The 22,688-nt window shown below is 45.9% G+C and carries 27 protein-coding genes; 8 read left to right on the top strand and 19 right to left on the bottom strand.

All coding sequences use genetic code 11. The features are described 5' to 3' along the window. Positions 1 to 283: 283 nt before the first annotated feature. From L870_RS0110210 to L870_RS0110120, 19 genes are all read right to left on the bottom strand, one after another. Positions 284 to 667, bottom strand: a complete 384-nt coding sequence (locus L870_RS0110210; RefSeq protein WP_028518061.1) for a DUF3592 domain-containing protein — start codon at positions 665 to 667, stop codon at positions 284 to 286. A gap of 286 nt (positions 668 to 953) precedes the next feature. Continuing rightward, the gene (gene argF, locus L870_RS0110205; protein ID WP_028518060.1) at positions 954 to 1,862 is read right to left on the bottom strand and encodes an ornithine carbamoyltransferase; all 909 of its coding nucleotides are present in this window, start codon (positions 1,860 to 1,862) and stop codon (positions 954 to 956) included. A gap of 24 nt (positions 1,863 to 1,886) precedes the next feature. After that, positions 1,887 to 2,351 carry an LURP-one-related family protein gene (locus L870_RS0110200; protein ID WP_028518059.1) on the bottom strand — a complete coding sequence of 155 codons (465 nt, stop codon included), beginning with the start codon at positions 2,349 to 2,351 and terminating at the stop codon, positions 1,887 to 1,889. A gap of 2 nt (positions 2,352 to 2,353) precedes the next feature. Next, the gene (locus L870_RS0110195) at positions 2,354 to 3,523 is read right to left on the bottom strand and encodes an aspartate aminotransferase family protein (RefSeq protein ID WP_028518058.1); all 1,170 of its coding nucleotides are present in this window, start codon (positions 3,521 to 3,523) and stop codon (positions 2,354 to 2,356) included. Positions 3,524 to 3,680: 157 nt separating this feature from the next. After that, on the bottom strand, positions 3,681 to 4,547 hold the full coding sequence (gene argB, locus L870_RS0110190) for an acetylglutamate kinase (protein ID WP_028518057.1): 867 nt from the start codon (positions 4,545 to 4,547) through the stop codon (positions 3,681 to 3,683). Between the two features lie 26 nt (positions 4,548 to 4,573). Beyond that, the gene (locus tag L870_RS0110185; RefSeq protein WP_028518056.1) at positions 4,574 to 5,239 is read right to left on the bottom strand and encodes a hypothetical protein; all 666 of its coding nucleotides are present in this window, start codon (positions 5,237 to 5,239) and stop codon (positions 4,574 to 4,576) included. A gap of 18 nt (positions 5,240 to 5,257) precedes the next feature. Then, positions 5,258 to 6,007: a hypothetical protein gene (locus L870_RS0110180; protein WP_028518055.1), complete on the bottom strand. Its 750-nt coding sequence runs from the start codon at positions 6,005 to 6,007 to the stop codon at positions 5,258 to 5,260. Positions 6,008 to 6,037: 30 nt separating this feature from the next. Then, positions 6,038 to 6,571 carry a hypothetical protein gene (locus L870_RS0110175; protein ID WP_028518054.1) on the bottom strand — a complete coding sequence of 178 codons (534 nt, stop codon included), beginning with the start codon at positions 6,569 to 6,571 and terminating at the stop codon, positions 6,038 to 6,040. Positions 6,572 to 6,601: 30 nt separating this feature from the next. Beyond that, positions 6,602 to 7,897, bottom strand: coding sequence for a bifunctional glutamate N-acetyltransferase/amino-acid acetyltransferase ArgJ (gene argJ / locus L870_RS0110170; protein WP_028518053.1), 1,296 nt, complete (start codon positions 7,895 to 7,897; stop codon positions 6,602 to 6,604). After that, positions 7,894 to 8,310: a contact-dependent growth inhibition system immunity protein gene (locus tag L870_RS0110165; RefSeq protein WP_028518052.1), complete on the bottom strand. Its 417-nt coding sequence runs from the start codon at positions 8,308 to 8,310 to the stop codon at positions 7,894 to 7,896. The genes argJ and L870_RS0110165 overlap by 4 nt, the downstream gene beginning before the upstream one ends. A 38-nt stretch (positions 8,311 to 8,348) precedes the next feature. Then, positions 8,349 to 9,302, bottom strand: a complete 954-nt coding sequence (gene argC / locus L870_RS0110160; protein WP_028518051.1) for an N-acetyl-gamma-glutamyl-phosphate reductase — start codon at positions 9,300 to 9,302, stop codon at positions 8,349 to 8,351. A 358-nt stretch (positions 9,303 to 9,660) separates the two neighbouring features. Next, entirely contained in the window at positions 9,661 to 9,915 is a 255-nt protein-coding gene (locus tag L870_RS0110155) for a hypothetical protein (RefSeq protein WP_037271743.1), read from the bottom strand. A 1-nt stretch (position 9,916) separates the two neighbouring features. Continuing rightward, on the bottom strand, positions 9,917 to 11,296 hold the full coding sequence (gene argH / locus L870_RS0110150) for an argininosuccinate lyase (RefSeq protein WP_028518049.1): 1,380 nt from the start codon (positions 11,294 to 11,296) through the stop codon (positions 9,917 to 9,919). A gap of 46 nt (positions 11,297 to 11,342) precedes the next feature. Next, on the bottom strand, positions 11,343 to 12,710 hold the full coding sequence (locus tag L870_RS18555) for an alpha/beta hydrolase (RefSeq protein WP_051411493.1): 1,368 nt from the start codon (positions 12,708 to 12,710) through the stop codon (positions 11,343 to 11,345). Next, positions 12,710 to 12,883 (bottom strand): hypothetical protein, encoded by a 174-nt coding sequence (locus tag L870_RS19315; protein ID WP_155250181.1) that lies wholly within the window; start codon positions 12,881 to 12,883, stop codon positions 12,710 to 12,712. The genes L870_RS18555 and L870_RS19315 overlap by 1 nt, the downstream gene beginning before the upstream one ends. Before the next feature lie 44 nt (positions 12,884 to 12,927). Continuing rightward, the gene (locus tag L870_RS0110135; protein WP_028518048.1) at positions 12,928 to 13,371 is read right to left on the bottom strand and encodes a nucleoside deaminase; all 444 of its coding nucleotides are present in this window, start codon (positions 13,369 to 13,371) and stop codon (positions 12,928 to 12,930) included. A gap of 1 nt (position 13,372) precedes the next feature. Continuing rightward, the gene (locus L870_RS0110130) at positions 13,373 to 13,789 is read right to left on the bottom strand and encodes a GNAT family N-acetyltransferase (RefSeq protein WP_028518047.1); all 417 of its coding nucleotides are present in this window, start codon (positions 13,787 to 13,789) and stop codon (positions 13,373 to 13,375) included. A gap of 211 nt (positions 13,790 to 14,000) precedes the next feature. Then, a complete protein-coding gene (locus L870_RS0110125) occupies positions 14,001 to 14,405 on the bottom strand; it encodes a DUF3592 domain-containing protein (RefSeq protein ID WP_028518046.1) in 405 nt (134 codons plus the stop codon). Between the two features lie 77 nt (positions 14,406 to 14,482). Next, positions 14,483 to 15,718, bottom strand: coding sequence for an argininosuccinate synthase (locus L870_RS0110120; RefSeq protein ID WP_028518045.1), 1,236 nt, complete (start codon positions 15,716 to 15,718; stop codon positions 14,483 to 14,485). A 376-nt stretch (positions 15,719 to 16,094) separates the two neighbouring features. On the opposite strand from L870_RS0110120, the gene L870_RS0110115 reads away from it, so the two are divergent. The 8 genes from L870_RS0110115 to L870_RS0110080 all read left to right on the top strand — a co-directional run bounded on the left by L870_RS0110115 (position 16,095) and on the right by L870_RS0110080 (position 22,569). Continuing rightward, on the top strand, positions 16,095 to 17,039 hold the full coding sequence (locus tag L870_RS0110115; protein WP_037271737.1) for an L-lactate dehydrogenase: 945 nt from the start codon (positions 16,095 to 16,097) through the stop codon (positions 17,037 to 17,039). Between the two features lie 80 nt (positions 17,040 to 17,119). Further along, positions 17,120 to 18,295, top strand: coding sequence for an NAD(P)-dependent malic enzyme (locus L870_RS0110110; RefSeq protein WP_028518043.1), 1,176 nt, complete (start codon positions 17,120 to 17,122; stop codon positions 18,293 to 18,295). 319 nt (positions 18,296 to 18,614) lie between these two features. Further along, on the top strand, positions 18,615 to 18,797 hold the full coding sequence (locus tag L870_RS0110105; RefSeq protein ID WP_028518042.1) for a hypothetical protein: 183 nt from the start codon (positions 18,615 to 18,617) through the stop codon (positions 18,795 to 18,797). A gap of 195 nt (positions 18,798 to 18,992) precedes the next feature. Continuing rightward, positions 18,993 to 19,208: a PF20097 family protein gene (locus tag L870_RS0110100; protein WP_028518041.1), complete on the top strand. Its 216-nt coding sequence runs from the start codon at positions 18,993 to 18,995 to the stop codon at positions 19,206 to 19,208. A gap of 201 nt (positions 19,209 to 19,409) precedes the next feature. Continuing rightward, positions 19,410 to 20,609 (top strand): [FeFe] hydrogenase H-cluster maturation GTPase HydF, encoded by a 1,200-nt coding sequence (hydF, locus tag L870_RS0110095; protein WP_028518040.1) that lies wholly within the window; start codon positions 19,410 to 19,412, stop codon positions 20,607 to 20,609. Further along, positions 20,606 to 20,998 (top strand): ribosomal maturation YjgA family protein, encoded by a 393-nt coding sequence (locus tag L870_RS0110090; RefSeq protein WP_028518039.1) that lies wholly within the window; start codon positions 20,606 to 20,608, stop codon positions 20,996 to 20,998. Before hydF ends, L870_RS0110090 begins: the two co-directional genes overlap by 4 nt. Further along, entirely contained in the window at positions 20,991 to 22,112 is a 1,122-nt protein-coding gene (locus L870_RS0110085; RefSeq protein WP_028518038.1) for an acyltransferase family protein, read from the top strand. The genes L870_RS0110090 and L870_RS0110085 overlap by 8 nt, the downstream gene beginning before the upstream one ends. Before the next feature lie 109 nt (positions 22,113 to 22,221). Then, positions 22,222 to 22,569 (top strand): type II toxin-antitoxin system PemK/MazF family toxin, encoded by a 348-nt coding sequence (locus L870_RS0110080; RefSeq protein ID WP_028518037.1) that lies wholly within the window; start codon positions 22,222 to 22,224, stop codon positions 22,567 to 22,569. Positions 22,570 to 22,688: the final 119 nt, after the last annotated feature.

Genomic DNA, 22,688 nt, shown 5'->3' with positions numbered 1-22,688 from the left:
TTTTTCAAAATTTCTTTTGGAAATTTTTCTTTTCCTTAACTTCCTCTGTAAGACAGCTTTAATATTATATCACAACTCATTTCCTTTGTCAATACCTTTTCGGAAATTTTTGCGATTTCTTTTTTGTCACCCGCTCCGTCTTTTCGCCTCCAATGCTGCTCCGGCAGTCTTACTTTTCAGCGTCTTTCCCTCGCGGCGACTTATTTATTATAGCAGGTTTCGGCGCAATTGTCAACTAAAAGAATATGAAGCATTTTCTTCATATTTTAGTCATATTTTACAATCACGTACCGAGCTTGCCCAGCCAGCACCATCTGACAACAAAAAGTACAGCCATTACGATCAGTGCCCCTATTATTATCAGGTTCTTTTTTAACTGCTCGACGAAGTCGAAATTCTGCGGATTTTTCGGGTCATAGATTATGGTATGCTTCGAGCCGACCTTGAAGGGCTCAGAAAATCCTGCCTTGTCCTCAAATTCATAGACTTTATCACCGCTGCCGTAGCGCATTTTATGTATATAGCAGTTCTGCCGCTTCTCGCGCACAGATATGACTTCGGCTTCGGTCTCTATGCCATTCTTTTTCAGCAGCAGGAGCTTCCCCAGATAGATAAGTCCTGCTATGGCGATGATGATTCCTATGCCTGCCCATATTATATATTTCATGCTTCACCTCGTTTTTTGAGACATCATTTTCTAAAAACAAGGGCGGATAATATCCGCCCCTATATTATGTATTTTCTTGCGGACTGCCAAGCTCCTTCCTACAGCGCAGAGCCTGCGTTCACGCGATGATATACGCCTTTCGTTTATTGTTTCCCGCGGATATTATCTGCCATTCGAGTTAACTCTCTCACGGAGAAAGGGTGCAGCGTCACGCTGCCGCCCCGTATTATGTATTTATTTATGGGATGTCGAGGACGCCGTCCCCTACAAGCTAATGGCTAACGACTTACTGAGCCATGAGCTTTACCATTACTGCCTTCTGAGCGTGGAGACGGTTCTCAGCTTCCTCAAAGATCTCGTTTGCATGAGCCTCGAATACCTTCTCTGTGATCTCCTCCTCGCGGTGTGCAGGGAGACAGTGAAGAACCATTGCCTCTGCATTTGCCTGTGCCATGAGCTCATCGTTTATCTGATAGCCTGCGAAAGCCTTCTTACGCTTCTCAGCTTCGCCCTCCTGACCCATAGAAGCCCATACGTCAGTGATAAGTACATCTGATCCCTTTGCAGCCTGCATAGGTGAATTTGTCATCTCAAACTTGTCGCCGTATGTCTTTGCAAAGTCAAGTATCTCCTTTGGCGGCTGATAATCGTCAGGGCAAGCGATAGATACGCTCATACCTACCTTCAGGCAGCCCACGATAAGTGAGTTTGCCATATTGTTTCCATCACCGATAAAGCACATTTTAAGTCCGTCAAAGCTGCCCTTGAACTCGCGGATAGTCATAAGATCGGCAAGCACCTGACAAGGGTGACAGAAGTCTGTGAGACCGTTGATTATCGGAATAGAGCCGTACTGTGCAAGGTCCTCTACTTCCTTCTGCTCAAATGTACGGATCATTATACCGTCAAGGTAACGCGAGAGAACTCTTGCTGTATCCTGTACAGGCTCTCCGCGTCCGATCTGGAGATCATTTGATGAGAGGAACAGCGGATAGCCGCCGAGCTGATACATACCTGTCTCGAATGATACTCTTGTACGTGTTGAAGCCTTCTGGAATATCATGCCAAGAGTCTTGCCCTTGAGGTGTGGGTGCGGGATACCGTGCTTGAGCTCATACTTGAGCTGATCTGCAAGGTTGAGTATTTCTATGATCTCCTCTGTGCTGAGATCGAGCATTTTAAGTAAATGTTTCATAATTCTATCCTTTCCTGTCTTTTGTCAAGACTTGTTCATTTCGCCAAACGCCTTGTCTATAGCCACCGCAAACAAGGGTATATAATCATCAAAGGCGGTATTTTCGATATTTATGTGATACTGAAGCTCTCCTGTTACTCCCACAAGGGTCTGTATGCCTCCGACGTTTTTTCCGTCAAGGATTATATCAAAATTCTTTCTGTCCTTGCTTGCGACTTCAAAACGCATCTGCTTGTGCTTTATTTTCAGAGTCGGGTCAAGGAACAAAGACGTACACTCCATTGTCATGAAAACGTTATCATTCAGGATTATGGTAAAAGTCGGCCTTTTTGAATCACCTGTCTGAACGAGAGTATAGAGGTTGTAATTGCTTGTATCCATAAGGTTATAGCGCGAGCTGAAGCTTTTCTTCTTTATAGTATAGAGAAGCTTGCCTTTTTTGTCTTCGACGGTATATTTAGTACCATTGCCAACTACCTGCAACTCCATAATCATTCCTCCAGTATCTCTATCAGAATTTTCAGTCCGTCCTTCAGCTCATCGTAAGATATTGTAAGCGGTGGAAGAAGTCTTACCTTTTCCTTGGCTGTGAGCACAAGAAGTCCCTTTTCCAAAGCCTTCTGCGCAACGTCATGTGCGTCCTTGTTTTTCAGTGTGATGCCCACCATGAGACCGATTCCGCTGAGTGCCGCAACTTCGCTGCATTTCTTCAATTCTTCCCTTATGAAATTGCCTTTTGCTGTAACTTCATCAAGGAAACCGCTGCTCTCTAACCTGTCAAGCACCGCAAGACCGCCTGCACAGGCAATAGGATTACCGCCGAAAGTAGAGCCGTGAGTACCTGCTGTCAGGACTCCGCTGCACTTTTCGTTGACGAGGCAGGCACCCATAGGTACGCCACCTGCGATACCCTTTGCAAGAGTTGTGATATCAGCTTTTTTGCCGTAGTGGTCGCCTGCAAGGAACTTGCCTGTACGTCCTACGCCTGTCTGCACTTCATCAGCGATAACGAGGATATCCTTCGGAGCACAAAGCTCGTATACAGCGTCAACGAACTCCTTGTCAAGAGCCATTACGCCGCCCTCGCCCTGTATATATTCCATCATTACTGCGCAGACAGTTTTATCCTCAAGCTTTGCCTTGAGGTCGCTTATATCATTTGCTGTAACATTTACGAAGCCTTCAACGAACGGAAAGAAGTAGTTATGGAAAACATCCTGTCCTGTAGCGGAAAGTGTTGCGATCGTTCTGCCGTGGAAGGAATTAACAAGGGTGATGATAGTATGCCTGCCCTTGCCGTATTTATCAAAGCTGTACTTCCTTGCCACCTTTATGGCACACTCATTTGCCTCTGCGCCGCTGTTGCAGAAGAATACTGAATTATAGCCTGATATACCGCAAAGCTTTTCTGCGAAATCAGCCTGTACCTTTGTATAGTAATAGTTTGAGCTGTGCTGTAAAGTCCTTACCTGTGCGCATACCGCGTCAGCCCACTTTTCATCACAATAGCCCAATGAATTCGTACCTATGCCGCTTCCGAAATCAATGTATTCCATACCGTTTTCGTCCTTGCAGCGTCTGCCGTTACCCTTATCCATAACAAGCGGATAACGTCCGTAGGATTGTATAACGTAGGAATTAAATTTATCTATGGTATTCATAATATCCTCCTTGGTGCAGACTGCCTCGGACAAAGTTCATAAATTTTCCGACACACTTCTATTATAACGCTGAAAGGCAGTCAAAATCAATCTTTCCACAAGTAATATAAGTAAACTTTTTGTATACAAGTAAATTATTTTACGAGAAGAAGCCTTATCATGTGAACTGAGTGCCTATTCCTTCATTTGAAAGTATCTCAATGAGGATAGAGTGAGGTACTCTTCCGTCGATGATAACGGTCTTTTTTACGCCGCGTCTGACAGCTTCAACGCAGCAGTCTATCTTAGGTATCATACCGCCTGAGATAATGCCCTGTCTCTTGAGAAAAGGAACCTCGCTTACATTTACCTCGGGGATAAGAGTTGTGGGGTCGTCCTTATCGCGGAGAAGTCCTGCAATATCTGTCATAAGTATAAGATTTTCCGCACCGAGCTCGGCAGCTATTCTTGCTGCGGCTGTATCTGCGTTTATATTATATGTATTACCCTCCTCGTCTGTTGCAACAGTTGCGATTACGGGGATATTTCCGTTTGCCAGAGCGTCTGTGATAGGTTTTGTGTTTACCTTTGTGATCTCGCCTACCCAGCCTAAATCCTGACCGTCATCGGTCTTTTTCTTTTCAGCCATGAGCATCTCGCCGTCGATACCGCAAAGACCTACTGCGCTGCCCTTGTGCTGTGCCAGAAGCTGTACAAGCTCCTTGTTTACCTTGCCCGAGAGCACCATTTTTACAACGTCAACTGTTGCGTCATCGGTGTATCTCAGACCGTTTACGAAACGGCTCTCGATGTTGAGCTTTTTCAGCATATCGCTTATCTCAGGACCGCCGCCGTGTACCAGCACTACCTTTACGCCGACCAGTGAAAGGAGCACGATATCTGTCATTACAGCGTCTTTGAGGTCCTTGTTGGTCATAGCGTTTCCGCCGTACTTAATAACAAGTATCTTGTTATTGTACTTCTGAATATAAGGCAGCGCATCTATAAGCACCTGCGACTTGTCGTTATTTGAGATCTTTTCCATTTTTCCTTACTTCCTTTTATTTAAACTTAAAATTGTTTTGCAAAATACTCTTCTATTGCCTTGTCGAGCAAATACTTGACACGATAAGGATCGTCTACGCCCCACATGAAGATATCTTTGCTTGCTTCCTGTACTTTGATATCGATCCTTCCCTTTTTCCCTCTTTTCAGAGTTACGCTCGTTTCAACAATATCATCAAATTTCGCCTCTATCCATTGACCATATCCAAAGACAACTACTCTTCTGTCCGTTATAGCAAAGTTCATAGCTTTTTTACCTGATGTTAAAGCCCAGATTATAAAGCCCACCGCTATTAATATCATGATTATCGGTAAATACGAAGTAATCAGTAAAACAGGTAAAAAAATCAGAAAGCCCAAAAATCTTGTTCCATTTGATTTACCAAAAATCATGATCAAAACACCTAAAATCACAATAGCCAGAATTGCTTTTGAAAGAATATCATATTTATTCAGTAAACTCTTTCCCTTTTTGCTTTCAAGAGGATTTTCCTTATTGCCTTTTCCTCCGCCCATACACCATAATATCTGTTCATCTTCTTCAAGAAAAGGCTGAAAAATACTTTTCACATAGTCGGGGTCTGTAAACAGCTTAGTCTGAGCTTCCTCCTCCGACTCTCCGACGTTATTGCCGATATATCCCCAATCCTCGTCTTTTTTCTTCCAAAGCATATTCACACCTGCCTGCAATTATTTATTCATCAGAGCACCGTGGATAGCGTCGTTAAGTATCCTTTCAACTCTTTTCGCATCGCTGATATTATACATACCAATGATGTTACTGCTCCTGCTGCTGCCGCCCCGCATTGGCTTTGTCAGATACATTGTTATATAGCCCTTGCCGTTGGCACCTGCAACAGAGCTTACCCTCGTTATATCTTCAAGCGGGATAAAGGTCTGTCCCGAGTTGTTTATCATTATGAGTCGTTTATCAGTTATGCCGTAAAGTCCTGCTGTAGAGCCTGACAGCATCATTATGCTCACCACAAGCATTATAATTCCCACAACAGCCAGTACAACGGTACACATAAAGATAATTGACAGTATCAGCATTGCGCTTCCTGCTTTTGAACTGCTGTTCTTCTGATTGAGATTATCCTTTCCGCCTGCCCACAGAAGATGCTCATTGGGCATGAGGAGCTTTTCAAAGCGACTTTCAAGGCTGACATAATTATCGTAGAGACGCTGTTCACGATCGACATCATTGTAGGTCTGCTCATGGTCGTGGTCACATTCTTTAACGTCCGTGATGTCGTCATAGGTCTGTTCGTGGCTGTGGTCACACTCTCTGACATCGGTTATGTCATCATAGGTCTGCTCGTGGCTGTGTTCGCACTCGCTTCGGTATTCCTCTGACGGTGCTATATAGTCATCGTCGTACTTTGAGGAATACTTTTCGTTGTATGCGTCATAGTCCTCATCTCGTCTTCTGCCGAACATCTCCTCACCCCCTATATGATCTTATGTTTATCAGAAGCCCTGCATACGCTCGGCTTCTCTTGCCTTATCATATGCATCAGGCAGATCCTTCTGTGTTTTTATGATATCTGCGACTCTTTCGCAGTCAGGAATATCATATAGACTTATCCAGCTTACTCTGTATTCGCCTCGGCTATTAGGGCTGTCACTTAAATGAGTAAAACAGATTTTAACAGTTCCGATATCGCTGTTTTTATTCTTATGCACTGTTACAAAAGATATATGATAATACGATATCTCCTTGACCGTCATATTTTTGATAATGAGTATCCTTTTATCGGTCAGCAGATATACTGCGGAACGCTCTATAAACGTAAATATACAAAGCAAGCCAACGATAATAAAGATAAGGGAATAATAATCATGCTCATTAAGCAGTACATACAGACCTGCGATCAAAAACACCGCTCCCAAAACGATCGGAATTATGCCGCTGTGCAAATGTAACTTTCTCTTTTCAGGTATCTGGCTCCAGAGAATATGCTCGCCGTCTTTAAGGTAATTCTCAAATTCGATATCAGACATATTTTGCTCCTAAAGGGAAAGCGCTGTATATCAGCTTCTGTAGTCTCCGTTTATCTTTACGTAATCGTAAGTAAGGTCGCAGCCCCATGCGATAGCCTTGCCCTGACCTTCACCGAGGGAGATGAGTATCTTTATCTCCTCTTCCTGAAGTATCTTCTTTGCAAGAACTTCCGAGAACTCTATAACGTTGCCCTTGCGTCCGAGAGGGATAACTCCGCCTGCGGAAGCCATTTCAATATCAACCTTTCTGATATCGAAATCTGCATCTGCATAGCCCAGAGCGCAGAAAATTCTTCCTGCGTTTGCGTCCTCACCGAATATCATAGCCTTGATAAGGCTGGAACCGATAACGGACTTTGCTACCTTTTCGGCTATATCGTCATTCTCTGCACCTCTTACAGCGCACTCCACAAGCTTTGTAGCGCCTTCGCCGTCACGAGCCATCATTCTTGCAAGGTTCATCATAATAGCGTAGAGAGCATGCTTGAATTTTTCATAATTCTCGTCCTCTGTAGTTACAGGAGTATTTCCTGCCTCGCCGGATGCCATTATGCATACCATATCATTTGTGGAAGTATCGCCGTCAACGCTTGCTCTGTTAAGAGTTACCTTTACGATATCGCTGAGGGCGCGCTGTATCATCTCTGCTGAGATGTCAGCGTCTGTAGTAAGGAAAGTAAGGGTAGTTGCCATGTTAGGGTGTATCATGCCGCTGCCCTTGAGCATACCGCCCATAGTGCAGTTCTTTCCGCCCATTTCAAATGTTACGGCAATTTCCTTTTCCTGTGTATCGGTAGTCATTATAGCTTCGAGAGCGCGCTTGTTGCCGTCATATGTAAGACCGCCTTTAAGCTCGTCCATAGCGTTTGCGATAGGCTCGATAGGGAGCACCTGTCCGATAACGCCTGTAGAAGCTACGATAACATCATTTTCATCTATTCCGAGAGCCTCGGCTGCAAGCTGACACATCTTTGTTGCCTTCTCTACGCCGTCGGGATTACAGGTATTGGCATTTACCGAGTTTACGATAACGGCTCTTGCCTTTCCGTCCTTGATATGCTCCTTTGTTACAATGATAGGAGCCCCCTTGACTTTATTTGTCGTATATACGGCAGCTGCCTGACACTCCTTATCAGCAACGATAAGTGCAAGGTCATTTTTCTTCTTGGCTGCGGGGATAGCATTGTTTGCAGCAGCATTTGCTTCGTCCATTTCACCGAGCGGCTTGTGGGCAAGACCGCACTGGACACCGTTTGCCCTGAAGCCCTTTGCAGCGCATACTCCGCCCTCTACAAATGTAACTCCCTGTAATTCTACCAGCTTCATGTGGTTGCCTCCTTGATCTTCTGTGCAAATTTTGAAATTACGTTCATATACTCGTCCTTTTCCTCTTTGGAGCCGAACTTGTGGCACTTAGCCATAAGACCTGCCTTTTCCAGTACGGGTCCCATCTGAGTATAGAACAATTTCAGATATTTTTCTTTACCCTTGTAAAGATTGAACATAAGCTGTCCTTCAAACATTTCCCCTGTAAACGGATCATCGCTCAGCATTTCTATAGCTCTCTTTATTGCTATGCGTGAGCATATCTTCTGTCTGAGCATACGGCTTACATCTGCTACGCTCAGCTGATCCTTTGTCTTTTCCATAATTGTGTTGAACCACTCATCAACTGTATAGTCGATGCCGTCGTCCTCTATGAGGTCATACTCATAGATCTCTTTCAGTGTTTTGCTCATTATTTCATTCCCCCCGAAATGATTTGATTCATGGTTTGTCATATTAATCCTGTCGTCTCCTCAATGTCCATCATTATGTTAAGGCACTGTACCGCAGCTCCGCTTGCTCCCTTTCCGAGATTATCAAGGCGTGAGCAAAGGAGTATCTGTTCGTCATTGCCAAACACAAACACCTGTAACTTGTTCTGTCCGCTGAGAGTATTCGATGCAAGGAAAAATGCTTTCTGCTCGTCAGCCGACATAAGAGGCATTACCTCTACCATTTTTGCACCCTCATAGTGCTTTGCATACATCTCATGTACCTGCTGCGCTGTGACCTTTTTATCCAGCATTCTTGTCTGTATAGGCACGCTTACTACCATGCCGCTGAAATAGTCACATACCATAGGATTAAACATAGGAGTGTATGTAAGTCCCGATACTGCTTTCATCTCGGGCAGGTGCTTATGCTGCTGAGAAAGAGCGTACTGACGGGGACTATTGAACTCAAAGGGCTTATCCTCGCCCTCGTATACTGCGATAGCCTTTTTGCCTGCTCCGCTGTAGCCCGAAGTTGCATATGCAAAAACAGGGAAATCAGCAGGTATTATCCCGTTATTTACAAGAGGATAAACTATGGAAGCAAATCCGCTTGCGTAACAGCCGGGAACTGCGACTCTGTTGGAGGTACGTATCTTTTCTCTATGAGCAGGTGAAAGCTCGGGGAAACCGTAAGCCCAGTCGGGATTTGTACGGTGCGCTGTTGAAGCGTCGATAATACGTACATGGTCGTTATCCTTGTCGATGAAGGATACAGCCTCTATTGAAGCCGCATCAGGCAGACAAAGGAAAACATAGTCCGCACTGTTGATAAGACGGGCACGTTCGGCAGGGTCTTTTCTCAGCTCCTCGCTGATCTTCATTATCTCAAGATCGTTCCTGTCCTTGAAACGCTCCTGTATTTTAAGACCTGTCGTACCTTCCTGACCGTCTATATAGATTTTTACTGACATTGTTTATACCTCCGTTACAGGCGCATAGCCTGCATTACTTGCGGACGACCAATGGTCGTCCCTACACATGGTTTCAGCATAATTGGATTGTAAGGCACGGGACGTCGAGGACTCCCAACAGGAGCCGCGCCCCTCTGTCAGCTTTGCTGACATCTCCCTACACTGTAGGGAGTCACCGTCCCCTACATTCTCAATTTGCGGACTGCCAAATAAGCAGTGCTCCAAATCTTTGATTTGGTCAGCAATGCTATATGCAGAGCTGGCAGCCCCTCCAGTGGGTCGTTTATAGTTTATGCGTGATTTGCGGAACGCCGAGGGCGGCGTTCCCTACATATTCTTAGATCTAAGATCTTAGCTCTTAGTTCTTATTTCTGCGCTTGTTTACTTTGCGCTCATACTTAGCGCGTTTGGGGTCCTCATAGTCTGACCTGTCCTCCATGAAAGAATGCCATATGCTTATTGCAAGTGTTATGGCAACTATGACTGCGAACCAGATTATATGGGTTCTCGGCAGGACTGCTATCCACAGTCCCATAACAAGCTCGCCTATGATCCATATAACACCCATAAGGATAGTCAGTCCTATGATAAAGGTTATATCCTTTTTCTTCATATCAGAGATCCAGAGCCTTTTCTGCAAGCTTTATCTGCTCTCTTACAGCATCAGGCGAAGGACCGCCCTCGGACTTTCTCTCGCGGACACAGGTCTCAAGGCTTATTGCCTCGTATACGTCATTGTCGAAGAGATCGGTCATCTTCTTGTATTCCTCTATAGGAAGTGTTTCAAGTGTAAGTCCGTCCTCGATGCAGTGCGCAACGAGAGTACCTGTTATCTTGTATGCATCACGGAAAGGCATTCCCTTCTTAACGAGGTAGTCAGCGCAGTCCGTAGCGTTTATAAATCCTCTTGCAGCTGCGTTTCTCATATTATCCTTGAGTACGCGCATAGTTGCAAGCATAGGAGTAAAGGTCTTTACGCAGAGCTTTACGTTGTCAACGGCATCGAATATAGCTTCCTTATCCTCCTGCATATCCTTGTTGTAAGCAAGGGGTATGCCCTTCATCATAGTGAGGAGAGTTACGAGGTCGCCGTTTACTCTGCCTGTCTTACCGCGGATAAGCTCGGTAACATCAGGGTTCTTCTTCTGAGGCATGATAGATGAGCCGGTAGCAAAAGCGTCATCAAGCTCGACGAATTTGAATTCCCATGAGCACCAGAGGATTATTTCCTCGGAAAATCTTGAAAGATGTGTCATAAGTATGGAGAGTGCAGAACAGAGCTCGATGCAGTAGTCACGGTCGGAAACACCGTCAAGGCTGTTTGGCATAGGAGCTGTAAAGCCGAGGAGATCAGAGGTCTGCTTGCGGTTTGTCTTGTAAGTAGTACCTGCAAGTGCGCCGCTTCCGAGAGGACAATAGTTCATTCTCTTGCTTGTATCCTGCAATCTTTCCATATCACGGAGAAGCATCCATACATAGGCTAAAAGATGATGTGCGAATGTTATAGGCTGTGCTCTCTGGAGGTGAGTATATCCCGGCATTATAGTCTCGGTATGCTCTCTTGCCATATTGAGAAGCGTAACGGCAAGCTCCTTTACCAGCGAATATATATCAGCTATCTCATCGCGGAGATAAAGTCTCAGGTCAACTGCTACCTGATCGTTTCTTGAACGGCTTGTGTGAAGTCTCTTTCCCACGTCGCCGAGACGCTTTGTAAGCTCGGCTTCGATGAACATATGGATATCCTCGGCATTTGGATCAAGCTCCACCACGCCGTCTGCTATATCATTGCTTATCTTGCACAGCTCGCCTACTATGAGCTTGCTGTCTGCCTTCGGGATTATACCGCAGTCGCCAAGCATAGTTGCATGAGCTATGCTTCCGCGTATATCCTGTTCATACATACGTCCGTCAAACGAAATGGAAGAATTGAAAGCGTTAACTCCCTCGTCGACCTGCTTTGAAAATCTTCCTGCCCACATCATATCTGCCATAATTATCTCTCCTGTAATACAAATTTCATATCCGAATCATAATATATCACTTAACGCTGTTTTTTACAAATTCAGCTGTATCGTCCAATACCTGCTTGTTAAGATGTCCGTCCTCATCACTGAAGAAGTGTCCGAGACCTTCGTAAAGCTTGTATGTGCAGTTGTCCTTTCCTTCAAGGTACTCCTTCCACAGCGGGAAGTCCTTGTCGGCATATACCTGTTCATCGGAATCGCCCTGCAGGAACAGCATGGGGATATCGAGGCTCTTTGCAGTCTCGCCTATATTCAGCTCCCTGAGGGAATTATAGTAGTTATAACCCCAGCCAAGAAGAGTTGCGTCTTTGTCATTGCCTTCCTTCATTACAGCTGCATCATCGAGCAGTTCCTGTATAGAATCCTTTTGTGCGCCCACTTCCGCAGCGTCCCTCTGTGCGGTCAGCTGATCTATGACAACCTCTGCAAGGTCTCTCGGAGTACCAGCAAGCGAGATTATACCCTGTACATCGCTGTTTGCCTGTGCGATAGAAGGTGCAACGCAGCCGCCGAGACTGTGTCCCATTACGAATATTCCGCTTACCTTGCCCTCGTCCATATAAGACTTCGCAAGCTTTACAGCAGCAGCCGCATCGTCAAGTATCTCTTCTTCTACAGTGTAGTTTCCGTCGCCTGCAAGATCGGGATACTGGAAAAATCTCTTGTTGTACCTTATGGTAGCAATGCCTCTTTCGGCAAGTCCGTGTGCCAGCTCGTTGAATGTAGCAAGCTCGCCGCTGCCCTCGTTCATATTGTGCTGACCCGAACCCTGTATGAGTATCACTACAGGGGGCTTTTCGGCATTCTTAGGCATAGTGAGCATACCGTCCAGCTCTTTTTCGCCTACCTTTATGCAGGTCTCTGCAAATGTGGCAGTCACCTGAGGAGTTATCTCCTCGTCCTGCGCATACGTGAACATTATGCCTTCGATCTCGCCCTTGTCATTGTAAGCAAGCATGAACTCAAAATCTTTCTTATCGAAATCCATAACTGTAGTTACAACGGTCATGCCCTGCTGAACTTGTGTCTTTGACTCCTTTACGGCAATGAAATTGCCGCCCTCTTCTTTTAGGCCCTTCCAGCCCTCCAGAAGCATCTCTTCGGTGAGCTGTGCCTTGCAGTTTTCTGAGAACAGCTCCATAGCAGGCTTGAAATCGTCATTCAGGATATCATCAATGAGCTTTCTCGAAAGCTCGGTATAATCTGTATAACTTAAAGCTGAGGTAGTATCCTCTGTTGCAGCTTCGGTAGTAACTGCTGTAGTAGTTGCTGCTTCTGTTGTGTTATTATCATCGGAAGTCTTTTTCTCTCCGCAGCCTGCCATAAATGCCATAGCTGCTATAACCGCAAGAACACTTCTGATCTTTCTCATATCCGCCATTATTTTTTCTCCTGTTTTTTACAAGTTCTTACAATTGCATAAGCATTTTCGGCAACAGCTACACAGATACCGACCAGAGTCAGCAGAAATATCATACCGTCGTTACCGCTGCTTTTAAGTGAAAAAACTATTGCAACAAGAATTATTGCTATTCCTAAATTACCGCTTTTCATAGTAGTTCTCCTTATAATGGTGTGATGTTATGTGAGATCGTTTGTCAGTAGCTCTTTTTGTCATTTATAGCACGATATTCCTCGAATACCTCAAGGCACTCCTTACGGTCAAGCTCCTCGGATATATCCACGGGTGACTCGTAGAAAACCTTGTCCCTGAAGCCGATACTTTCTGTATCAGCTATATTACAGCCGAAATACACCTTTCTGATATTCGACCACATTATAGCTCCGCGGCACATTGGGCAGGGCTCTGCGGTAGTGTAAAGCTCACAGCCTGAAAGGTCGTATGTACCGAGGTTCTTGCAGGCATCACGTATAGCCGTTACTTCTCCGTGGCAGGTAGGATCGTTCTGCTTTATTACTTCGTTATGACCTCTGCCGACCACCTTGCCGTCTCTGACGATGACGCAGCCGAAAGGTCCGCCATGACCTGCGATAATGCCAGTCCGAGCCTCTTCAATGGCTATCTTCATGAATTTATCCATATTATTTTACGTACTTGTTGCGATATACAAGGTCGGGTCTTGTGGTGAAGCCTATGTGCTCCCAGAAGCCGTTACCCAGATCGTTATGTTCAAAAACAACGAGAGCTGTTTTCTGTATGCCTTCCTTTTCGAGAGCCTCCATAGCGTGGTTCACCAAGTCCTCACCGATACCGCGGTTCCTGTATTCGGGAGCAACTACTACATGGTGAAAGAAGCCTCTTCGTCCGTCATGACCTGCCAGTATCGTACCGATCATCTTGTCGCCGTCCATAGCAACAAAGCTGGTGGTGGGATTGCGTTTCAGGTATCTTGTGAAGCCTTCCTCGCAGTCGTCAACAGGGTTTGTGCCTTCATGGTCTTTCCAGACCTGCTCAACGCCTTTCCAGTCGTTGATAGTCATGAGCCTAATCTCTACCATAGTAATTCTCCCTTCGCAATAAAATTCAGTTGAGAATTGAGAATTGAGAGTTGAGAGTTAATGTGTTCGCTGCGCTCACATCATTCAAATATTCTGCCGAAGGCAGCTCCTTAACTTTCAACTCTAAACTCTAAACTTTATAAAGAAATCGTAACAGGCAGGAGAAGGCTCCCCTGCCTGAAACTTATACATATTTTTCAAGTTTTTCTGCTTATTCGCTGACCGCATTTGCTATTCCGAAGAACATGAATGCGCCGACTATAAACAGTATGACATAATAGCCTACAGCCCATTTTATACCGTTTACCGCAGACTGCTTCTCGCTGCCGTCAGCAAGGAGAGCGCGTCCCGAATCAAGGCTGTCATAGTACAGCTTTACGGTATCGCCTGCTTTCAGCCGCTGATGTACGTCTATCAGCTTTGCTTCCTTTGTGAATGCAACTCCGTCAGCTACATATTTCAGTGTGACGTAGTTTATCTTCTCGGAGACCTGCGGCGAAGCGCTCTTTACGGTCGAAAAATAAGTAAGAGTATTTTCCGCCACCACTGCATCGACTTCAACAGGCTGTCCTTCAAAGCTGTCGGGAGTGCTTTTTTTAAGGGCGATGATATTCATAACGAGATACACCGTTATGCCGATAAAAAATACCGAAATCAAAAGCCAGTAAAACACCCACAGAAAGCTTTCCATGATTACTTGTTATTGCGCTTCTTGTCAAGCTGTGCTCTGACCTTTATCGGGAGACCGAAGAGGTTGATGAAGCCTGCTGCATCAGCCTGATTGTAAACCTCGTCCTCATCGAATGTAGCAACTTCTTCATCATAGAGTGTGTATGGTGAAGTAACGCCTGCATTGATGATGTTGCCCTTGTAGAGCTTGAGCTTAACATCGCCTGTAACTCTCTCCTGTGTCTTGTCAACGAAAGCTGTGAGAGCTTCGCGGAGAGGTGTGTACCACTGACCGTTGTATACGATATCAGCGAACTTGATGCCGAGGTACTGCTTGATACGTGCAGTTTCCTTGTCAAGTGTGATAGTTTCAAGAACTTCGTGAGCGTGGTAAAGGATAGCACCGCCGGGAGTCTCATATACGCCTCTTGACTTCATGCCAACAAGACGGTTCTCAACGAGATCTGCAAGACCGATACCGTTCTCGCCGCCGAGCTTGTTAAGAGCAGATACCATCTCAACACCGTTGAGTGTCTTGCCGTCGAGCTGTGTAGGAACGCCCTTATCGAAGTGGATAGTGATGTATGTTGGCTTGTCGGGAGCGTCGATAGGAGATACGCCCATTTCAAGGAAGCCCTTCTTCTCATACTGCGGCTCGTTTGCAGGATCCTCAAGATCGAGACCTTCGTGTGAAAGGTGCCAGATGTTCTTGTCCTTTGAGTAGTTTGTCTCTCTGTTTATCTTGAGCGGGATATTGTGAGCTTCAGCGTAGTCGATCTCTTCGTCACGGCTCTTGATGTCCCATTCTCTCCAAGGAGCGATTATAGCCATTTCAGGAGCAAATGCCTTGATAGCGAGCTCGAATCTTACCTGATCGTTGCCCTTTCCTGTACAGCCGTGGCAGATAGCATCAGCACCCTCTGCAAGAGCGATCTCAGCGATGCGCTTAGCAATGATAGGACGTGCAAATGATGTACCGAGCATATATCTGTTCTCGTAGATCGCACCAGCCTGTACTGTAGGATAAACGTAGTCCTGAATGAACTCTTCCTTGAGGTCGGCGATGATGAGCTTGGAAGCACCTGTCTTGATAGCCTTTTCCTCAAGTCCGTCAAGCTCTGTGCCCTGTCCTACGTCACCTGAAACTGCGATAACTTCACAGTTATTGTAGTTTTCCTTGAGCCACGGAATGATGATAGATGTATCAAGTCCGCCCGAATATGCAAGAACTACCTTTTTGATATCCTTTTTGTTAGCCATTGTAATTACCTCCTGAATGTAAACGCATAAGTTATGCGTGGATTGCGATATAAATCTATTATACTACATAGTAAAATAATGTCAAGTATATTTGCATAAATATTCATTATTTTCAAAAATATTCGTTAATATCCGCATATTATTCATTTGCAAACCATTGTTTTCAATTGGTCGGGCTAATCTTCGCCTATTATCCGCAGAGTGAAAAAAGCTTTGTTAAATGTTATCGCCTTTTGTATGAATTTACGATTTTTGCATGAAAGCCTCTTTTTTGCTTGATATTTTTTACCTTTATGTTTATAATGATAAGTACATATCGCTCTGCAAAGTGGTAAAGAAACGGCAGAGCCTACCGAGATTTATGGAGGTTAACATAATGGCTGAAAAAAACGGTACAAAGATAACTATACTTGGCGCAGGCAATGTCGGCGCATCTGTTGCTTATACATTCGCAGTAGCAGGAACCTGCTCCGATATCGTTCTTGTTGATATCAATAAGGCTAAGGCAAAGGGCGAGGCTATGGATATCCGTCAGGGTGTTTCATTCGGTGAGAACGTTGAAGTATTCGACGGCGGATACGAGGACGCTAAGGACTCTGACATCGTTGTTGTTACACTTGGTCTTGCAAGAAAGCCCGGTCAGACTCGTCTCGACCTTGCTCAGACCAACGTAAACATCATCAAGGAAGTAATGCCTCAGGTGGCTAAATACGCTCCCGATGCTATCTATGTAGTTGTCAGCAATCCTGTTGATATCCTTACATATACTATTCTGAAGTGTACAGACCTCAAGCCCAATCAGGTAATCGGTTCGGGTACAGCTCTCGACACTTCAAGACTTCGTTCCATCATCGCTGACCACGTAGGTCTCAGCCCTAACAGCATTCACGCTTACGTATTCGGCGAGCACGGCGATTCCTCATTTATCCCATGGTCTATCATGAACATCGCAGGCGTTCCTGTTGACGAGTACTGCGCAGACCAGGATCACGCAGACCTTGACGAGGACGAGATCATCGACGAAGTCCGCAAGGCAGGCGCAGAGGTCATCAAGAGAAAGGGTGCTACATTCTATGCTATCGCAATGAGCGTTAACAAGATCTGTGACACTGTTCTCCGTGACTCAAAGAACATATTAACGGTTTCCACTATGATAAACGACAGATACGGCATCAACGACGTATGCCTCAGTCTCCCTTGTGTTATCGGAAGCAACGGTATCGAAAGAGAAGTCTCACCAAAACTCAGCGATAAGGAGATAGAAAAGCTCCAGACAAGTGCAAAGGCTCTGAGAAGCGTTCTTGACCAGATCCAGTTCTGAGAAACCGCAAATAAGCATTTTCGCGGAGAACTCTTTGTTCTCCGCTTTTTTGAAATAATAACTGAAAGGACATATAAACCATGAATTATGCAGAAGAATCACTTAAAAAGCACTATGAGTGGCAGGGCAAGATCGAAGTCATCTGCCGTGCTCCCCTCGTAACAAGAGATGACCTCTCCCTCGCTTATACTCCCGGCGTTGCTCAGCCATGCCTCGAGATACAGAAGGACGTTGACAAAAGCTATGAGCTTACACGCCGTTCAAACCTCGTTGCCGTAGTTACAGACGGTACAGCTGTTCTCGGTCTCGGTGACATCGGCCCTGAGGCAGGTATGCCTGTTATGGAGGGCAAGTGCGCACTCTTCAAGGCTTTCGGCGACGTTGACGCAGTTCCGCTCTGCGTTCGTTCAAAAGAAGTTGACGATATCGTTAATACAGTTCGTCTCCTTGCAGGCTCATTCGGCGGCGTAAACCTCGAGGACATCTCTGCTCCCCGCTGCTTCGAGATAGAGAAGAAGCTCAAGGAGTGCTGTGATATCCCGATATTCCACGATGACCAGCACGGTACAGCTGTTGTTACTCTCGCTGCTATGCTCAACGCTCTCAAGGTAGTAGGCAAGAAGCTTGACGAGATCAGAGTAGTTACAAGCGGTGCAGGCGCAGCAGGTATCGCTATCATCAAGCTCCTCATCTCTATGGGACTCAAGGACGTTGTTCTCTGCGACAGAAACGGTGCTATCTACAAGGGCAGACCTGAGGGCATGAATCCTATGAAGGACGAAATGGCTGAGATCACAAACCAGCAGATGAGAAAGGGCAGCCTTGAAGAAGTTATCAAGGGCGCAGACGTATTCATCGGCGTTTCAGCTCCCGGCTGCGTAACTCCCGAAATGGTAAAGTCTATGGCTGACAAGCCTATCCTCTTCCCGATGGCTAACCCGACTCCCGAGATCATGCCCGACCTCGCTAAGGAAGCAGGCGCAGCTGTTGTTGGTACGGGCAGAAGCGACTTCCCGAACCAGATAAACAATGTTCTCGCATTCCCGGGTATCTTCCGCGGTGCACTCGATGTTCGCGCAAGCGATATCAACGACGCTATGAAGATAGCTGCTGCTAAGGCTATCGCTTCATTCGTTACAGACGATAAGCTCAGCGCAGATTACATTATCCCAAGTGCACTGGACAAGACTGTTGCTCAGGCTGTTGCAAAGGCTGTTGCTCAGGCTGCAAGAGATACAGGCGTTGCTCGTATATAAGCGCAGAGCCTGTGTTCACGCGATGATATCCGCATTTCGTTAATTGTTCCTCGCGGATATTATCTGCCATTAGAGTTAACTATATCGCGGAGAAAGGGTGCAGCGTCACGCTGCCGCCCCCTCATTTTAGAAGATGCACAAAAATTTTCTCACAAATGTTGATTTTTTGTTAGGAATATGTTATAATGGAGCCGTACAGTTTTTACTTTACGGCTCTTTTTATTTCAGAGTACGGAAATGTGAGCTGAAAGCTATAAAAACTTTAACCGTTAGTTTACAATACAAAACTCAAATTTAACAAGTAAAGGAGAAAAGCACTATGAAAAACACTATGAAAAAAACATCAAAAGTACATTTTATCAGTCTGATCGGAGCTGTCATCAGCTTTTTAATACTTATTATCTCACTCATTACCCAAAGCTTCCTGATGGCACAGATAGTTCTGGGTATAGTTTGCGTATTCTGCCTCGCAGCAGGTCTGACAGCAAAAAGAAGTGAATAATAGATCCAAGACCTGCATTATGTCATTTATCGGCAATATCACAAAATTCGGACAGTTGAACGCCGTCCACGCTAAACTAACGGCTAAGGACTAAAGGCTCGGGCTTGCAGAAGCGAAAAAAATATGATATACTAAAGCCGTGGGGCACTTCGCTCCGCGGCTTTTATTATTTCACTAATGAATGGAGAACAAACTATGAAATGCCCTGAATGTGGAAAAGAATGTCGCAAAGGAACTATCGAAGCCAAAGACAGCGGAAGCATAACTCAGCTGTTTACATCTCTGCTCTGGTGTCCCGAAGATGAAAACGGCAAAAAGCTCAGAAAAGAAACTATAGATCTCAAGCTCCGCGGCGAAGGCTGGTACTGCGATGAATGTATGAAAGTCATAGGCGTTTTTGATGAAAAATAAAATGTAGGGGCGAACAGCGTTCGCCCGCAAAATAACACCAATTATCACGGACGCCCCTACAGCGCAGAGCCTGCGCACTCTTGCTCGTCCCCATATCATCAAAAGAGCAGTTGCTTCTCGACACGGGCAGCTTCATCGAAAACGACAATAATTACATATTAACGGGCTCTGTTCAAGCGCCCATACAGAGGAATGATAAATATGAGTTTAAACGATACACCCTCCTCGGAGAGAGTCCACATAGGCTTCTTCGGTCGGAGAAACGCAGGAAAATCCAGCGTGGTAAACGCTGTTACAGGTCAGGAGCTGTCCGTAGTCTCCGACGTAAAGGGCACTACTACAGACCCCGTCACAAAGGCTATGGAGCTTCTCCCTCTCGGTCCTGTGGTGATAATAGACACTCCCGGATTTGACGACGAGGGCACTCTCGGGGAGCTGAGAGTACGCAAAACAAAACAGATACTCAACCGCACAGACCTTGCTGTGCTCATAGTTGACGGCACTGTAGGTCTAACCGACACAGAGCGACAGCTCATCGACATTTTTGAGGAAAAGGATATCCCCTTTCTCACTGTGTACAACAAGTCCGATATCTCAGAGAAGCGGGTCTGTCATGACAACGAGATAGAAGTCAGTGCACTTAAATGCGAAAACATCTATGAACTGAAGGAGCGCATTGCTGCTCTTGCAAAGCTGCCCTCAGAGGAAAAGCATATAGTCGGAGACCTGCTCAGTCCCGAAGATATGGTTGTACTCGTTACACCTATCGACGCGGCTGCACCAAAGGGACGAATGATACTGCCGCAGGTGCAGACTCTACGCGATGTACTTGACGCAGACGCAATGGCGGTATTCACAAAGGAATTCCAGCTTGCGGAAACCCTCGAAAAGCTGAGCACTCCCCCGAAAATGGTCATCACCGACAGTCAGGCATTTGCTGTAGTCAGCAAAATAGTTCCAGAGGACATTCCGCTGACCTCGTTTTCGATACTCATGGCAAGATACAAGGGCTTCCTTGAGACCTCCGTAAAAGGGGCAGCTGCCATAAAAGAGCTGAAAGACGGCGATACTGTCCTCATATCCGAGGGCTGTACTCATCATCGCCAGTGCGGAGACATCGGCAGTGTGAAGCTGCCTGCCCTGCTGAAAAAGGCTACGGAAAAGACTCTGAATATAGAGCTGAGCTCGGGACGCGAGTTCCCCGAGGACTTGTCAAAATACAGTCTCGTTATACACTGCGGCGGCTGTATGCTCGGTGAGCGCGAAATGACCTATCGCCGCAAATCAGCAGAAGATCAGAACGTACCGTTCACCAACTATGGCATAGCCCTCGCACTTATGAACGGCATACTCAAACGCAGTCTCGGTGTATTCCCCGACCTTGCAGGTGAGATAGAATGAAAGCCCGTCTGCCCTATATAATAGGCTTTGTACTGCTTGTAGCTGTGGAAGTGTGCATAGGCGTATTCTACTTCAATTACTTCATACGCGCATACATAGGCGATGTCATCATAGTATGGGTGCTGTACTGCCTGTTCCGCTCGTTTGTACCGAAGAAGTTCAGCTCCTACGGCATCGCAGTTGGTATACTCATATTCTCGTTTGCGGTGGAATTCCTGCAAAAGGCGCATATCGCGGACATACTCGGTGTCGAGAACAAGCTCCTGCGAATAATCATAGGCACAAGCTATGCCACCGAGGACTTATGGTGCTATGTGGCAGGAACTGCCGTGACGCTTCTCCAGATATTCCTGTACCAACAACTGAAAAAGAGGAAAACAAATGACTAAAAAAAACAACGCTCCAAAGAAAATCCACCTTGGCGCCATTGACGGAATGAAGGGCATAGGCGCCTGTATAATCGCATTTTTCTGGCACTATCAGCACTTCAAGCCCCAGGACGGCTCCCCTTTCTTTTCAGCCTTTCCCATGTCATACAAATACGGCTCCTTCATGGTGGAGCTGTTCTTCATGCTGTCGGGTTTCGGAATGATGCTTGGATATTCCGAAAGAGTGCTGGAACACCGCATAAGCTTCCGCGACTTCATAGTAAAACGTCTGAGAAAGATATATCCGCCATTTATATTCTTTACTCTTGTCACTATAATAACGGAGCTGGCTTACTATCACAAATGCGGCACCACCTTTGTATACGGCAATTTCGACATTCAGCATCTGATATACAATCTTCTGCTCATGCAGGACGGCTTCTTCGGCAAGGACTGGTCATTCGACGCTCCCTCATGGTGCATAAGCATATGCATGCTTTGCTATCTGCTGTTCTACTTCATACTCTATCGCGTAAAGAACCGGCGTCACGCCTGCTACGCATTTTTCGCGGCAGTCCTTGCAGGAACTACCATTACTCTCTCAGGTGTGAACTACCCTGTATGGAACGAGCTTGTGGGACGGGGCATAGCCTGCTTTTTCATTGGAGCCATACTCTTCACGGTCTATGATAACAGGGAGCGTTTCAGGTCACAGCGGCTCGGATATGTATGCCTCGCAGCAGTTGTCCTCAGCTACCTTGTGCTCCGTTTCAAGCCTGAATTCATGGGCGACTTCCGCATGGCATTCATGCTTGGCATAGCTCCCGCGCTGATAATAGCAGTGCTGTTCATACCATGGCTGCGGACTGTGCTGGGTATACATCCCCTTACATATCTGGGAAGCCTTTCCATAGTAATATACCTTGTGCATTTCCCTGTGCAGTGCGTAATAAAGACCATTGACGAATATGCAGGGCTGGGACTGAGCTACTCCACCAAGGCGGTTTGGCTCTGCTACGCAGCGGCAGTTCTCATTGCAGCGGCAGTCTACAGACACCTGCTGGCAGACCTTACCGAAAAGGCATTGTTCGGATTTTTCAGAAAAAAGAACAGCTCTCACGCAAAAACTTCATAAGCATAAGTTTCTCCAACGGCATATAATGAATTGAAGCTGCATAAACTCAGCCGTTAAGGCAATAATACAGACAGCGATCAACATTCATTATATATCGGGAGTAATTTTTATGTCAGTCAAACGAGGAGAAATATACTACGCCGACCTGAGTCCTGTTGTAGGTTCTGAGCAGGGCGGCATAAGGCCTGTACTTATAGTCCAGAACGATGTGGGAAATAAACACAGTCCCACGGTCATAGCCGCTGCCATAACCAGTCAGCGCGACAAGAGTCACCTTCCCACACATATTGAAGTGCAGGCGGATAAATGCGGACTCGCAAAGGATAGTATCGTCCTGCTGGAACAGATACGGACTATCGACAAACGTCGTCTTAAAGACAAAATGGGCGAGCTTGACCTCAATTCAATGAATAAGGTGGATACTGCCCTTTCTATAAGCTTCGGCTTGGAAATATAAGCCTTTAGCCGTTAGCATTTAGCCATTATCCTGTAGGCGCTGCCAGCTCTGCATATAGCATTGCTGACCAAATCAAAGATTTGTAGCACTGCTTAAATGGTCGTCCCTACAGTGCGACA

The sequence above is a fragment of the Ruminococcus flavefaciens ATCC 19208 genome (assembly GCF_000518765.1).
Taxonomy (GTDB): Bacteria; Bacillota; Clostridia; order Oscillospirales; family Ruminococcaceae; genus Ruminococcus; species Ruminococcus flavefaciens.
Note: the sequence above shows the minus strand (reverse complement) of the source record. Positions and strands in the feature narration are given on the sequence as shown.